Raw genomic sequence first — 13,970 nt, 5'->3', positions numbered from 1 at the left:
GACGAGGAGGGGGAGGGGGTCGGAGGTGGTGACCAGGTCCCGCAGGGGATGGCGGGCCAGCACCGCGTCCACCTGCGGCGTCAACGCCGCCGCCAGCCGCGAGGCGGCCGGCCTGCTCCTGTCCCGCAGCGCGTCGACGGCGGCCCCCCTGAGGGTCTCTCAGGACGACGTTGGCGGCCACCGCGTCGTGCCCCTCCCGGAACACGGTGGCGGAGACCTCGAACGTCTCGCCCGTCACCGCCTTGGCGGGCCTGCGCCCGTGCTGGACGACCGGGCGGACGTCCAGCACGGGGATGCGTCCGACGACGGTGGCGCCGTCCGGCGGGGGCGCCGCGGCGGACGGCGGCGTCCGGGCGGCCGGGTCCGCCGGAGGCGAGGGCGACGGGGGCGGCGAAGGGGAGGCCGAAGAGGAGGCCTCGGAGTCCTGGGAGGCCGGGGCCGGGGGAGAGGCTGACGAGTGGTGCGTGACGGGCATGACCGCTCCTGTCCGCGTCAACGTGGGTGGGCGGATGGCTCTGGGGAGGTGGGTCCTGCGAGGCGTACCGCAGGAGCCTTCCCACACTCTTCCGGTGGGCAATCCGGCACGGTGCTAACTACTCGCGCGTATGTCGACACTCACGGCACACGCGGCGACACTCACCGTCGCCTTCCCGCAAGCCGCTCCCGCAATCAGCGTTCTTCGCGACATGTGCAGCTTTCCGTGCGGGCCGAAGCGCCACAAGGCGGCCGGCGGGGAGAGATCCGGCCATATCGACACGCCGTGCGCGTTAGCCCGTCCGGCGAACGGGGACGAACCCGTTCAGGCCGAATCGGAGGTCTGCGGGCGAAGGCCCCGGCGAGGGACACATCGCCCCGGTAACGTCGTGCGGGTGAAGGCGATCCGTCGACTGACCGTCCGTCCCCATCTCCCCGACCCCCTCCGGCCGCTCAGTGATCTGGCCCGCAACCTGCGCTGGTCCTGGCACCCGGAGACCCGCGACCTGTTCCAGTCCGTCGACCCGGGGCGCTGGGCCGAGTCCGGCCGCGACCCCGTCCGGCTGCTCGGCACCGTGCCGCCCGCGCGTCTCGCGGAGCTGGCCGAGGACCGGCGCTTTTTGCGCCGGCTGACCGCGGTGGCCGACGACCTCGACCACTACCTGACCGGCGACCGCTGGTACCAGGGCCGGCCCGGCCGACTGCCCGCGGCCGTCGCCTACTTCTCGCCCGAGTTCGGCATCACCGCCGCCCTGCCCCAGTACTCCGGCGGCCTCGGCATCCTGGCCGGGGACCACCTCAAGGCGGCCAGCGACCTGGGCGTGCCGCTCGTCGGCGTGGGCCTGCTCTACCGCCACGGCTACTTCCGCCAGTCCCTCTCCCGGGACGGCTGGCAGCAGGAGCACTACCCCGTCCTCGACCCCCACGAGCTGCCGCTGGCCCCCCTCAAGGAGGCCGACGGCACCCCCGCCCAGGTCGCCCTCGCGCTCCCCGGCGGCCGGGAGCTGCGGGCCCGCATCTGGCTGGCCCGGGTCGGCCGGGTACCGCTGCTCCTCCTCGACTCCGACGTCGAGGAGAACGACCCCGGCGAACGGGGCGTCACCGACCGGCTCTACGGCGGCGGCAGCGAACACCGGCTCCTCCAGGAGATGCTGCTCGGCATAGGAGGTGTCCGGGCGGTACGGACGTACTGCCGGCTCACCGGCCACGCCGCGCCGGAGGTGTTCCACACCAACGAGGGCCACGCGGGCTTCCTCGGTCTGGAGCGCATCGCCGAACTCTGCGACGAGGGCCTGGAGTTCGGCTCGGCCCTGGAGGCGGTCCGGGCCGGGACCGTCTTCACCACCCACACCCCGGTCCCGGCCGGCATCGACCGCTTCGACCGCGAGCTGGTCGCCCGCCACTTCGGCCCCGGTTCCGAACTCCCGCGCATCGACGTCGAGCGCGTGCTCCGGCTCGGCATGGAGACCTACCCGGGCGGCGAGCCGAACCTCTTCAACATGGCCGTCATGGGGCTGCGCCTGGCCCAGCGCGCCAACGGCGTCTCCCTGCTGCACGGCGGGGTCAGCCGCCAGATGTTCGCCGGGCTGTGGCCCGGCTTCGACGCCGAGGAGGTGCCCATCACCTCCGTCACCAACGGCGTGCACGCGCCGACCTGGGTGGCGCCCGAGGTGTTCCGCCTCGGCGCCCGGCAGATCGGCGTGCAGCGGGCCGAGGACGCGCTGAGCGTCGGCGGCTCGGACCGCTGGGACTCGGTCGCGGACATCCCCGACCAGGAGATCTGGGAGCTGCGCCGCACCCTGCGCGGACAGCTCGTCGAGGAGGTGCGCGAGCGGCTGCGCGCCTCCTGGCGCCAGCGCGGCGCCGGGACGGCCGAGCTGGGCTGGATCGACGACGTCCTCGACCCGGACGTGCTCACCATCGGCTTCGCGCGGCGCGTCCCGTCGTACAAGCGCCTCACCCTCATGCTGCGCGACCGGGACCGGCTGACACAGCTGCTGCTCCACTCCGAGCGGCCGATCCAGATCGTCGTCGCGGGCAAGGCGCATCCGGCGGACGACGGCGGCAAGCGGCTGGTGCAGGAGCTGGTGCGGTTCGCGGACGACGCGCGGGTGCGCCACCGCATCGTGTTCCTGCCGGACTACGGCATGGCCATGGCGCAGAAGCTCTACACGGGCTGCGACATCTGGCTGAACAACCCGCTGCGCCCGCTGGAGGCGTGCGGCACCAGCGGCATGAAGGCGGCGCTCAACGGCTGCCTCAACCTGTCGGTCCTGGACGGCTGGTGGGACGAGTGGTACCAGCCCGACTTCGGCTGGGCGATCCCCACCGCCGACGGCGCGGGCACCGACCCGGACCGGCGCGACGCCATAGAGGCCGCCGCCCTCTACGACCTCCTGGAGCAGCGGATCACCCCGCGCTTCTACGAGCGGGGTGCGAGCGGGCTGCCCGACCGGTGGATCGAGATGGTCCGCAGGACCCTCAGCCTGCTCGGTCCGAAGGTGCTGGCCGGGCGCATGGTCCGCGAGTACGTCGAGCGGCTCTACGCCCCGGCCGCCGAGGCGCACCGCGCGATGGACCCGGACGCCGCCCGCTCGCTCGCCGAGTGGAAGTCCCGGGTGCGGGCGGCCTGGCAGGGCGTCAGCGTCGACCACGTGGAGACGTCCGCCGCCACCGCCAGCGCCGAACTCGGCACCTCGCTCGCGCTGCGGGTGCGGGTGGACCTCGGCGACCTCGTGCCGGAGGACGTGGAGGTGCAGGCGGTCTCCGGCCGGGTGGACTCCGAGGACCGGATCACCGACGCGTCGAAGGTGCCGCTGAAGCCGGTCGGCGGGCCCGATCTGGAGGGCCGCTGGCTGTACGAGGGCCCGCTCGCCCTGGACCGTACCGGCCCGTTCGGCTACACGGTCCGCGTCCTGCCCGCGCACCGGCTGCTGGCCTCCGGCGCCGAGACGGGGCTCGTGGCGGTGCCGTCGGACGAGCTGGTCCAGGCGGCGGGGCTGCTGATGCGGTGAGCGCCGGACGGCGGCGAGGGGCGGCGGGAGCCCGTCCGGGCCGGGCGGGCTCAGTCCTCCTCGTCGCCGCCGCTCAGCCGCCGCAGGACCGCGCCGCAGCGGCGGGCGTAGGCGTGCTGGAAGGCGCGGGCCGCCGGGCCGCCGGCCTTGGCGTACCACTTGGCGGGGCGGCTGAAGGCGTGCACGGTCAGCCAGACCGTGCCGTCACCCGTGCGGTCCACCACGAAGGCCTCCTCGCCGGACTCGGGGTGGCCCGGCAGCGTGCCGTAGGCCCAGCCGGCCCGGCGGCGCTCCTCCAGGGTCCACACCACCCGGCAGGGCGCCTTGATCATCCCGGCGAGGGTGACGGTGACGTCGACACCGGGCGCGGCACGCTCGGCGTCCGCTTCGATGCCGACGCCCATCTCCCGGTGCATCTCCCAGGTGAGCAGGGCCTCGACCGCCCGCTGGAACACCGGCTCGCCCTCCCCCAGGCGGGTGCGTACGTTCATGGGGCGGAAGCCGGGCGGGCAGTGCCCCTGCTCGCGCGTGGCGCCGACGTCGTCGTACGTGAAGGACATGGGAACCAAGACTAGGGGGTGTCGTTTGGATCAGGTCGGCTCCAGGCGACGGTGCCTTGTTGCCGGCCCGAGCGGGGTCTGGTGCGTGCAGCCGCAAGGCGGAGGAGGGCGACAGGGCGGAGCCCTGGCAACCGACGACAACGCCGCAGATGCGCGTGCCAGACCCCGCGACCCCGACAGGATCCAAACGACACCCCCTGAGGGCGGCACCCGGAACCGCTGGTTCCGGGTGCCGCCCGCCGTGTTGCCGCCGCTGTGGCCCGCGGTCAGCTCACGTTGATCGCGGTCCAGGCCGCGCCCACCGTCTCGTACTCCGTGCTGTCCTCGCCGTACAGGTCCGAGGCCGCGCTCAGGGTCGCCGCGCGGGCGTCCGCGTAGTCGGTCGTCGACGTCATGTACGCGGTCAGCGCCTTGTACCAGATCTGCAGGGCCTTGTCGCGGCCGATGCCGGTGACGGTGGAGCCGTCGGAGGTCGGCGAGTCGTACTCCACCCCGTCGACCGTCCGGGCGCCGCTGCCCTCGGCCAGCAGGAAGAAGAAGTGGTTCGCCGGACCCGAGGAGTAGTGCACGTCCACGCCGCCGAGACCGGAGTCCCAGTAGTCCTTGGACGCGCCGTCCTTGCTGGGCTCGTCCATGTAGCGCAGCGGGGTGCCGTCGCCGTTGATGTCGATCTGCTCGCCGATGAGGTAGTCGCCCTTGTCGACGGAGCTGTTCGCGAAGTACTCCACGCCGGTGCCGAAGATGTCGGACGTGGCCTCGTTGAGGCCGCCGGACTCGCCGCTGTAGTTGAGGCCCGCGGTGTGGGAGGTGACGCCGTGGCTCATCTCGTGCCCGGCCACGTCCAGCGAGGTGAGCGGGTTGGAGTTGCCCGTGCCGTCGCCGTACGTCATGCAGAAGCAGGCGTCCGACCAGAAGGCGTTGACGTAGTTGTCGCCGTAGTGGACGCGGGAGTAGGCGGCCTCGCCGTCGTTCTTGATGCCGCTGCGCCCGAAACTCTCCTTGTAGAAGTCCCAGGTGACCTGGGCTCCGTAGGCGGCGTCGACGGCGGCGGTCTGGTCCTCGGGGTCGCTGGAGGCCTCGCCGGTGCCCCAGGTGTCGTCGTCGTCGGTGAACAGCGTGCCGGTGCCGTCGGTCGCGCGGGCCAGGTTGTACGTCTTGTGGCCGCCCCGCTCGGTGTCGTGCAGCTCGTAGGAGGAGCCCGACTGGGTCGTGCCGAGCTCGACCTCGCCCGAGTACAGGCTCTTGCCGGCGCCGTTCTCGATGCCCTGGTACTCGTACAGCTTGGCGCCGGTGGCGGCGTCGGTGACGACGTGCAGCTCGTTGGGGGTGCCGTCGTCCTGGAAGCCGCCGACGACGGTCTCGTAGGCGAGGACCGGCGTGCCGTCGCCGGCCCAGATCACCTTGCGGGGCGCGGAGTCGGCCGCGGCCTTCGACGAACCGGCGTCCTCGGCGGCGGACAGCGCCTGCTGCTCGGCCTTGGCCGCCTTGACCTTCGGCGTGACGGTGGCGACCTTGATGGTGGCCTTCGTCGCCTTGGTGACGCCTCTGGTGGCGCCGGACTCGGCCCGGTGCACGACCAGGTCGCCGCCGAGGACGGGCAGGCCGTCGTAGGTGCGCTCGTAGCGGGTATGCACGGCGCCGTCGTGGTCCTTGACCACGTCCTTGACGACCAGCTTCTCCTTGGCGCCGAGGCCTATCTCCTGGGCCGTGGCGGCCGCCGCGTCCTGCTGCTCCTGTACGAGCGCGGTGCGGGCGGTGCCCGACAGCAGGACCGGAGCGCCCGGGAGCGCCGTCGGGGCGGCAGTGTCGGCGGCGGCGTTGCCGGCGGTCAGGCCGGTGGTGAGCATCGCCCCGGCCGCGACCGCGGTGGCGAGGGCCAGGGTGGTGCGCTTGTGACGCGCGAAGTGGGAGGACACACAGACTCCTTCGGTGGGGGGTCCGGCCGGTGTGTGGGGGTCCGGCCGGTCGTTGCGAAGTTGTGCGCGGGTGACGGAAGAGTGACATCCAGGCCGCGTACATGTCAGGAGGGCGTGATGATGTTGGCTGAAAACCGATGCTGGATCCCGTGTTGCGGGCGTGTGAAGGCGCGTGACCTCGGTCAAGTGCCAACAAGCCGAGGGCAATCGGCTGGCAAAAAACCGGCGGACGGGGGAGAGGTGCCGTCCCGGCGGATGCGAACCTCCGGGGTGGCGCACCGATGCGGGCGGTACGCCCGCAGGCCGGCCGGCCTGCGGGAAGGCGGTCCGCCGTAGCCGTGGCGGCCGGTCTCCGCCGGGCCCGGGTCCGGGACGCCTCGCCTGTCAGGATCGCGTCAGTAAGTTGGCCGGATGCGGTTCGTTGACCGGGCGTTCACTTCCGATAAACGGAGGCTTCGCCGCCCCTGCCCCCGGCCGGCCCCGCCCCGTCGGCGGCGGCCGCCGTTCCGTCCGACGGCTCGCCGTGCCACGATCCCCACAGCGCCGCGTACGCCCCGCCGGCCGCCACCAGCTCGTCGTGCGTGCCGAGTTCGGTCAGCAGGCCGTCCTCCATCACCGCCACCCGGTCGGCGTCGTGCGCCGTGTGCAGGCGGTGCGCGATGGCGATGACCGTACGTCCTTCGAGCACGGCGGCGAGCGCCTGCTCGGTGTTGCGGGCCGTCGCCGGGTCGAGCAGGGCGGTGGCCTCGTCCAGGATCAGCGTGTGCGGATCGGCCAGCACCACTCGGGCCAGCGCGAGTTGCTGGGCCTGGGAACCGTCCGTGGAGTGCGCGTGCTCCGCCGCCCCCAGCTCGGTGTCCAAACCGTCGGGCAGGTCCCGCACCCACCCCTCGGCGCCCACCGCGCCCAGCGCCGCCCACAACTCGCCTTCACCGGCCGCCGGTTCGGCGATCAGGAGGTTGTCGCGGACCGTGCCCAGGAACACGTGGTGCTCCTGGGTCACCAGTACCACCTGACGGCGCAGCCGTTCCGGCCCCAGGGACACCACGGGCACCCCGCCCACCGTCACCGAACCCTCCGTCGGCCCGTCGACGCCCGCCAGCAGCCGGCTCAGCGTCGTCTTGCCCGCCCCGGAAGGGCCGACGACCGCCAGCCGTTCACCCGGCCGCACGGTCAGGTCCACCCCGCGCAGCACCTCGCCGCCCCGCTCGTAGGCGTACCGGACTCCGGACACGTCGATACGGTCGTGCGCCGGGACCGCCGAGTCGTCCGCCCTCGCCCGCGGCGCCCCCGCCAGGCCCTCCACCCGGGCGAAGGAGGCGGCACCGGCCTGGAGCTCCTCGGTCCGCATCAGCACCTCGTCGAGCGGCCCGGCCAACTGCTGCAGGTACACGGCGCAGGACACCACCGCCCCGAGGCTCACCGACCCGTGCGCGTGCAGGAACCCGCCGGACAGCAGCACGCCCGCCACGGGAAGCACGTACGAGACGTCCACCGCCGGGAAGAACACGCTGCGCAGGAACAGGGTGCGCATGCGGGCGCGCCGTGAGACCTCCAGCGCCTCCCGGTTCGTCGCCACGCGCCGGTCCGCCAGCCCGAACGCCTCGACGGTGCGGGCGCCCGCCACCGTGGCGGACAGGCTCTCGGCGACCTCCGAACCGGCCGCGCCCTCGGCGAGGTAGGCCGCCCGCGCCCGGCGCAGGTACCAGCGCAGCGCCACCCAGGCCGGCGTCAGCCCCACCACCCCGACCAGGCCGAGCAGCGGGTCGAGCACGAACACCGCGCCGGTGAGGAACACCGCCTGCACGGCGTTGACCAGCAGCTCGGGGCCGGCGTCGCGCAGCGTCGTACCGACCGCGGTCACGTCGGCCGTGCCGCGCGTCGTCAGGTCACCGGTCCCGGCCCGCTCGACCACGGACGCGGGCAGCGCCAGCACCCGGTCCACGTACCGCTCCCGCACCCGGGCGAGCGTCCGCTCCCCGAAACGGTGCCCCACGAAGCGCGCCCAGCGGGAGAGCAGGAGCTGCGCCAGCGAGCACAGCAGGATGGCCAGGGCCATCCGGTCCACCGCGCCGACCCCGCCCCCGGCGCGCACCTCGTCGACGATCCGGCCCAGCAGCCATGGCCCCGCGAGCCCCGCTCCGGCGGCCAGCGCGTTGAGCCCGAGGACGGCGGCGAAGGGCCTCCGGTCGGCGCGTACGAGGCCGGCCGCCGCGCGGCGGACGCCGGCGCGCTCGGCGACGGGCAGCTGTGTCATCGGACCACCTTGTCGTCCTTGTCGCCCCTGTCGTGCGTGTCGCCGCTGCCGTTGCTGCCGTCCCTGCCGTCCCTGCCGTCCCTGCCGTCCCGGTCGCCCGTGTCGTCCCGGTCCTCCCGCGCGACCAGGGCGCGGTACCCCGGCTCCGTGTCCAGGAGTTCGCGGTGGGTGCCGGTGGCGGCGACCTTGCCGTCGACCAGGTGGTGCACGACGTCCGCGCGGTCGAGCAGCAGCGGCGAGGTGGCGGCCAGCACCGTGGTACGGCCCTTGCGGGCGTGCCGCAGGCGGTCGGCCACGGTGGCCTCCGTGTGGGCGTCCAGGGCGGAGGTGGGCTCCGCGGCGAGGAGCACTTCGGGGGCGGCGAGGAGGGCGCGGGCCAGGCGGACGCGCTGGCGCTGGCCGCCGGAGAGGGTGCGGCCCTGGGCCGCGACCTCTGTTTCCAGTCCGTCGGGGAGGCCTCGCACGACGTCTTCTGCCGCGGCCGCGTGGAGGGCTGCGGTGAGGTGCGCCGACTCGCCCGTTCCGACGGCATGCCGGGCGGGTGGGGGACCGCCGTGGCCGGTCGCGCCCGCGCCCCCGAGGGGTGTCTCCGTGCCGCCGATCACCTCGTGCAGCCGCCCCGCGAAGAGGTCGGCCTCCGCATCCGCCAGCAGGACGCGGGAGCGGATCTGCCGGAGCGGGATGTCGGTCAGGGGGATGTCTCCCCAGGTCGCGTCCGACGGGGTGTAGCGGGCCAGGCGGTCCAGTACCTCGGTGGCGTCGGACGGGCGGGACGTGACCAGGGCGGTCAGGCGGCCCGGGGCGACGCGCACTCCCGAGGCCGGGTCGTACAGGACCGACGGCTCCGCGGGGGCGTCGCGGGTGCCCTCGTCCGGGGCCGGTTCCAGGCGCAGGAACGTGACGACGCGGCGGGCGGCCACCACACCGCGGCTCAGCTGGTGGCCCATCTCGATGAGGAACGCCACCGGCCAGCCCAGCGCGATCACATAGCCGTACACCGACACCAGTTCGCCGACGCTGATCTGCCCCTGGACGGCGAGCCGGGCGCCCAGCCAGGTCACCAGCGCGAGGAACAGCACCGGCAGGCCGACCCCGAGCGCCTGGATCCAGCTGGTCACCGCGCCGACCCGGTAGCCCTGCTCGCGCAGCCGGCCCGAGTCCCGGCGGAAGGCGTCCGCGACCAGGGCCTTGCCGCCCAGGCCGTTCAGGATCCGCAGCCCGCCCGCGAGGTCGCCGATCCGGGCGGTCAGGACGGACTGCCGTTCGCGGTACTCCGCCTCCCTGCCCTGCAGGCGCCCCATGAGCGGGCCCAGGAGCACCCCGAGCGCGGGCACCCCGATCAGCACCACGAGGGCGAGCCGGGGCGACACCGACAGCATCAGTCCGCCGACCACCGCGTAGGCGACGACCGCTCCGAAGCCCGGCCCCACGGCCGTCAGGGACGTACTGATGGTCTGGACGTCGCCCACCCCGATGGTGACGACCTCGCCGGCCCCCACCTGGCCGCGCAGCGCCGCACCGAGCCGCACGGCGTGCCCGACGACCACCTTGACCGTGCGGAAGTTGGCGTCCATCCGCACCTTCGTCATCGTGCGGTGCCGCAGCAGGCCCAGCCACGCGTTGGCCCCGCCGACGGCGACCATGGCGCCCGTCCAGCCCGCCAGCGCGCCCATGTCCCCCGGCTCCAGGCCGTGGTCGACGGCCCGGGCCATCAGGTACGGTGTCGCCGCCAGCAGCACCATCCAGACACTGGCGATCACCGCCGCCGCCAGGCACCGCGGCCACTGCCGCCGGACCAGCCACGCCAGGTACCGCCAGCCGCCCCGGTTCTCCGGCGTGCCCGGGTCCTCGTACGCGTCGATCCTCATGCCAGGCTGTCCCGCCACGCCCGGTGCAGGTCGGCGAACCGGCCCGTACCGGCGACGAGTTCGTCCGGGGTGCCGTCCTCGACGATCCGGCCGTGCTCCATCACCAGCACCCGGTCGGCGATCTCCACGGTGGACAGCCGGTGCGCGATCACCACCGCCGTACGGCCCTTCAGCACGGTCGTCATCGCCCGCTGCACCGCCCGCTCCCCGGGGACGTCCAGCGAACTGGTCGCCTCGTCCAGGATCAGCACCGCCGGGTCCGCCAGCAACGCCCGCGCGAACGCGACGAGTTGCCGCTGACCGGCGGAGATCCGGCCACCCCGCTTGCGCACGTCGGTGTCGTAGCCGTCGGGCAGGGCGGCGATGAAGTCGTGGGCGCCGATCGCCTTCGCGGCCCGCTCGATCTCCTCCCGCGTCGCCTCCGGCCGGCCGATGGCGATGTTGTCGGCGACCGTGCCGGAGAACAGGAACGCCTCCTGCGTCACCATCACCACCCCGCGCCGCAGCTCCGGTACGGCCAGGTCGCGCAGGTCGGTGCCGTCGAGGAGGACGCGCCCGGCGGAGGGGTCGTAGAACCGGGCGAGCAGCTTGGCCAGCGTCGACTTGCCCGCACCGGTCGAGCCGACGACGGCGACCGTCTGCCCGGCCGGGAGCGTCAGATCGAAGCGCGGCAGCACCTCGCCGCCGGTGCGGTACCCGAAGCTCACCGCGTCGAAGACGACCTCGCGGCCGGGGTGCTCCGACGCCGGCGGCGGCAGCTCCTTCGGCGCGGCCGGCTCGGGCACCGACGGTGTCTGCGCCAGCAGCCCGGCGATCTTCTCCAGCGAGGCCGCCGCCGACTGGTAGGAGTTCAGGAACATGCCGAGCCGGTCGATCGGGTCGTACAGGCGGCGCAGGTAGAGCACCGCCGCCGCCAGCACGCCGAGGGCGAGCGTGCCGTCCGCGACCCGGTAGGCGCCCCACAGCACGATCCCGGCGACGGTCGTGTTGGCGACCAGCCGCGAGCCGATCACGTAACGGGCCATCTCCAGCAGGGCGTTGCCGTTCGTGCGTTCGTGGCGGCGGTTCAGCACCGCGAAGTCGGCCTCGTTGGCGGCCTCCCGGCGGAAGGCGCGCACCGGCCGGATGCCGTTCATCGTCTCCACGAACTTCACGATCACCGCGGCGATCGCAGTGGACCGCTGCCGGTACACCCGCCCCGCCCGCCGCCGGTAGAGCCGCACCAGCGCGTACAGCGGCCCGAACGACGCCACCGCGACGGCGCCGAGCCCCAGGTCCAGCCAGAGCAGCAGCGCGGCGATGTAGACGAAGGACAGGATGACCGTCACCAGTTCCTGCAGGCCCTCGTCGAGCAGTTCGCGCAGGGACTCCACGTCCGCGGTGGAGCGGGAGATGAGACGGCCCGAGGTGTAGCGCTCGTGGAAGTCGACGCTCAGCGCCTGCGCGTGCCGGAAGATCCGCCCGCGCAGATCGAGCAGCACGTCCTGGCTGACCCGGGCCGCGACGGCGATGAAGCCGTACTGCAGCGCGCCCGCCGCCAGCGAGCACAGCAGGTAGCCGGCGCCCACCGCGATCAGCGGGCCGCGGTCGTCGTCCCGCAGGGCCGGCACGGCGTGGTCGATGGCGTACGCCACCAGCAGCGGACCCGCCTGCACCGCCGCCTGCTGGAGCAGCAGGAGGAGGACGGTGAGCGCCACGCGGGGCCGCATGGGCGCCAGCAGGGAACGCAGCAGCGCCCCGGTCGCGCCCGGCGGGCTGGGCAGGACGTCCTGGTCGAAGGCGTCGTCGGTCGCGCGGACGGCCTCGGTGCCGGCCGGGTGCCGGGACTCCGGGTCCTTGGGCTGTTCCCGGTCCGGCGCGGCGGCCGTGGGCGCGGTCATCGGCTGTCACCTTCCTGTTCCTGGGACTGCTCCCGTTCCTGCTTCCGTTCCGTCTCGCGTCCCCGGGGCCCGTCGCCCGGGGAACGGTCGTCCCGGTGGCCGTCGTCCCGGGAACCCCCGGACTCCCCGTCGCCGTCGACCCCCGACATCAGGTGGGCGTACTCGGCGTTGGCGCGCAGCAGTTCGTGATGGGTGCCCACGGCCGTGATCCGGCCCCCGGAGAGCAGGGCGACACGGTCGGCGAGCAGGACGGTGGAGGGGCGGTGGGCGACGATCAGGGCGGTGGTGTCCGCGAGGACCTGCCGCAGGGCGGCCTCCACCGCGGCCTCCGTATGCACGTCGAGCGCGGACAGCGGGTCGTCCAGCACCAGGAACCTCGGCCTGCCGACCACCGCCCGGGCGAGCGCGAGGCGCTGGCGCTGGCCGCCGGAGAGGCTGAGGCCCTGCTCGCCGACCTGGGTGCCGGTGCCCTGGGGGAGTGCGTGCGCGAAGTCGGCCTGTGCGACGGCGAGCGCCCGGTCCAGCTCCTCCGCACCCGCCTCCGCGCCGGCGCCCATCAGCACGTTCTCACCGACGCTCGCCGAGAAGAGGGTGGGCTCCTCGAAGGCGACGGCGACCATGGCGCGCAGCTCCTCGCGGGAGAGGGCGGTGATGTCCTCGCCGTCCAGCGTGATCCGCCCGTCGGTCACCTCGTGCAGGCGCGGGACGAGCGCGGTCAGCGTCGTCTTGCCGCTGCCGGTGGCACCGACCAGGGCCATGGACTCACCGGAACGGATGTGCAGGTCGACGTCGGTCAGGAGGGGCGGAGAACCGGGGGGTGCGTCGGGGTAGCGGAACCGGACGTGTTCGAACCGGAGGCCCGTGGCCGCCGCTCGGGCGGCGCGGGTGTGCGGCGGGGCTCCCCCCGGCGACTCGGTCTCCGCGTCCATCACCTCGAAGTACCGGTCCGTGGCCGTCGCCGCCTCCTGGCTCACCGCCAGCAGGAAGCCGATGGACTCCACCGGCCACCGCAGCGCCAGCGCCGTGGACAGGAACGCCACCAGCGTCCCCGCCGACAGCTCCCCGTCCGCCACCTGCACCGCCCCGGCCACCAGCGCCGCCCCGATCGCCACCTCAGGCAGCGTCACGATGACCGCCCAGATGGACGCCAGCAGCCGCGCCTTGCGCAGCTCCGTGCCCCGCAGGGTGTGCGACAGCTCGCGGAAGGCGCGGGCCTGGCTGCGGTGCCGGCCGAAGCCCTTGATGATCCGGACGCCGAGCACGCTCTCCTCGACCACGGTCGTCAGATCCCCGACCTGGTCCTGCGCCCGCCGGGCCACCGCGGAGTACTTGCTCTCGAAGACGCCGCAGACGACCATCATGGGAATCGCCGGTACGAGGATGACCAGCCCCAGCGTCCAGTCCTGGACCAGCATGATGCCCACGCCGACCAGGATCGTCACGCCGTTGACCAGCAGGAACGTCAGCGGGAACGCGAGGAACATGCGCAGCAGCATCAGATCGGTCGTCCCGCGCGACAGCAACTGCCCCGAGGCCCACCGGTCGTGGAAGGCCACCGGCAGGCGCTGCAGATGCCGGTAGAGGTCCGCCCGCAGGCCCGCTTCGACCCCCGCCAGCGGCCGGGCCACCAGCCACCGCCGCAGCCCGAACAGCAGGGCCTCCGCCACGCCGAGGAGCAGCAGGTACAGCGCGCCGAGCCAGACGCCCCCCGGATCGCGGTCGGCGACCGGGCCGTCCACCATCCACTTCAGGACGAGCGGGATTACCAGCCCCACGCACGAGGCGAGAATCGCGACGAACGCGGCCGTCCCCAACCTCGCGCGCACCGGCCGGACATAGGGCCACAGCCGGAGCAGCGAGCGGACCGTGGACCGCCTCTCGGCGGGTGCGGAGGCGGGGTCCGGTGCGGGCTCCGAGGCGGGCTCCTGGGCAGGTTCCGGGGCAGCCTGCGGGGCGGGGGCGGGTGTCGTGGGCATCAGCAGCGAGCCTACGGTTCACCAC

At 73.9% G+C, this 13,970-nt stretch carries 7 protein-coding genes and 1 pseudogene; 1 reads left to right on the top strand and 7 read right to left on the bottom strand.

Annotated features, from left to right (window positions below):
* Positions 1-475 (bottom strand): annotated as a pseudogene (locus tag IG94_RS42870) (maltotransferase domain-containing protein); the annotation flags it as partial.
* Between the two features lie 394 nt (positions 476-869).
* On the opposite strand from IG94_RS42870, the gene IG94_RS0111835 reads away from it, so the two are divergent.
* Positions 870-3,488 (top strand): glycosyltransferase family 1 protein, encoded by a 2,619-nt coding sequence (locus tag IG94_RS0111835; RefSeq protein ID WP_031034392.1) that lies wholly within the window; start codon positions 870-872, stop codon positions 3,486-3,488.
* Positions 3,489-3,538: 50 nt separating this feature from the next.
* Here IG94_RS0111835 and IG94_RS0111830 read toward each other — a convergent pair whose 3' ends face one another.
* From IG94_RS0111830 to IG94_RS0111805, 6 genes are all read right to left on the bottom strand, one after another.
* The gene (locus IG94_RS0111830) at positions 3,539-4,048 is read right to left on the bottom strand and encodes a DUF1990 domain-containing protein (RefSeq protein WP_031034389.1); all 510 of its coding nucleotides are present in this window, start codon (positions 4,046-4,048) and stop codon (positions 3,539-3,541) included.
* Between the two features lie 266 nt (positions 4,049-4,314).
* Positions 4,315-5,964, bottom strand: a complete 1,650-nt coding sequence (locus tag IG94_RS0111825; RefSeq protein WP_031034387.1) for a M4 family metallopeptidase — start codon at positions 5,962-5,964, stop codon at positions 4,315-4,317.
* A gap of 433 nt (positions 5,965-6,397) precedes the next feature.
* The gene (locus tag IG94_RS0111820) at positions 6,398-8,221 is read right to left on the bottom strand and encodes an ABC transporter ATP-binding protein (protein ID WP_078892268.1); all 1,824 of its coding nucleotides are present in this window, start codon (positions 8,219-8,221) and stop codon (positions 6,398-6,400) included.
* Positions 8,218-10,089, bottom strand: a complete 1,872-nt coding sequence (locus tag IG94_RS0111815; RefSeq protein WP_078892267.1) for an ABC transporter ATP-binding protein — start codon at positions 10,087-10,089, stop codon at positions 8,218-8,220. The genes IG94_RS0111820 and IG94_RS0111815 overlap by 4 nt, the downstream gene beginning before the upstream one ends.
* Positions 10,086-11,969: an ABC transporter ATP-binding protein gene (locus IG94_RS0111810; RefSeq protein ID WP_031034381.1), complete on the bottom strand. Its 1,884-nt coding sequence runs from the start codon at positions 11,967-11,969 to the stop codon at positions 10,086-10,088. Before IG94_RS0111810 ends, IG94_RS0111815 begins: the two co-directional genes overlap by 4 nt.
* Positions 11,966-13,945 carry an ABC transporter ATP-binding protein gene (locus IG94_RS0111805; protein ID WP_078892266.1) on the bottom strand — a complete coding sequence of 660 codons (1,980 nt, stop codon included), beginning with the start codon at positions 13,943-13,945 and terminating at the stop codon, positions 11,966-11,968. Before IG94_RS0111805 ends, IG94_RS0111810 begins: the two co-directional genes overlap by 4 nt.
* Positions 13,946-13,970 lie beyond the last annotated feature (25 nt).

The sequence above is a fragment of the Streptomyces olivaceus genome, assembly GCF_000721235.1.
In the GTDB taxonomy this organism is placed as follows: Bacteria; Actinomycetota; Actinomycetes; order Streptomycetales; family Streptomycetaceae; genus Streptomyces; species Streptomyces olivaceus.
Note: the sequence above shows the minus strand (reverse complement) of the source record. Positions and strands in the feature narration are given on the sequence as shown.

Bases quoted from the DNA above. Each gene is read 5' to 3' on its own strand.
- IG94_RS0111820 (WP_078892268.1), bottom strand. From the start codon at position 8,221: ATGACACAGCTGCCCGTCGCCGAGCGCGCCGGCGTCCGCCGCGCGGCG.
- IG94_RS0111810 (WP_031034381.1), bottom strand. From the start codon at position 11,969: ATGACCGCGCCCACGGCCGCCGCGCCGGACCGGGAACAGCCCAAGGAC.
- IG94_RS0111830 (WP_031034389.1), bottom strand. From the start codon at position 4,048: ATGTCCTTCACGTACGACGACGTCGGCGCCACGCGCGAGCAGGGGCAC.
- IG94_RS0111805 (WP_078892266.1), bottom strand. From the start codon at position 13,945: ATGCCCACGACACCCGCCCCCGCCCCGCAGGCTGCCCCGGAACCTGCC.
- IG94_RS0111815 (WP_078892267.1), bottom strand. From the start codon at position 10,089: ATGAGGATCGACGCGTACGAGGACCCGGGCACGCCGGAGAACCGGGGC.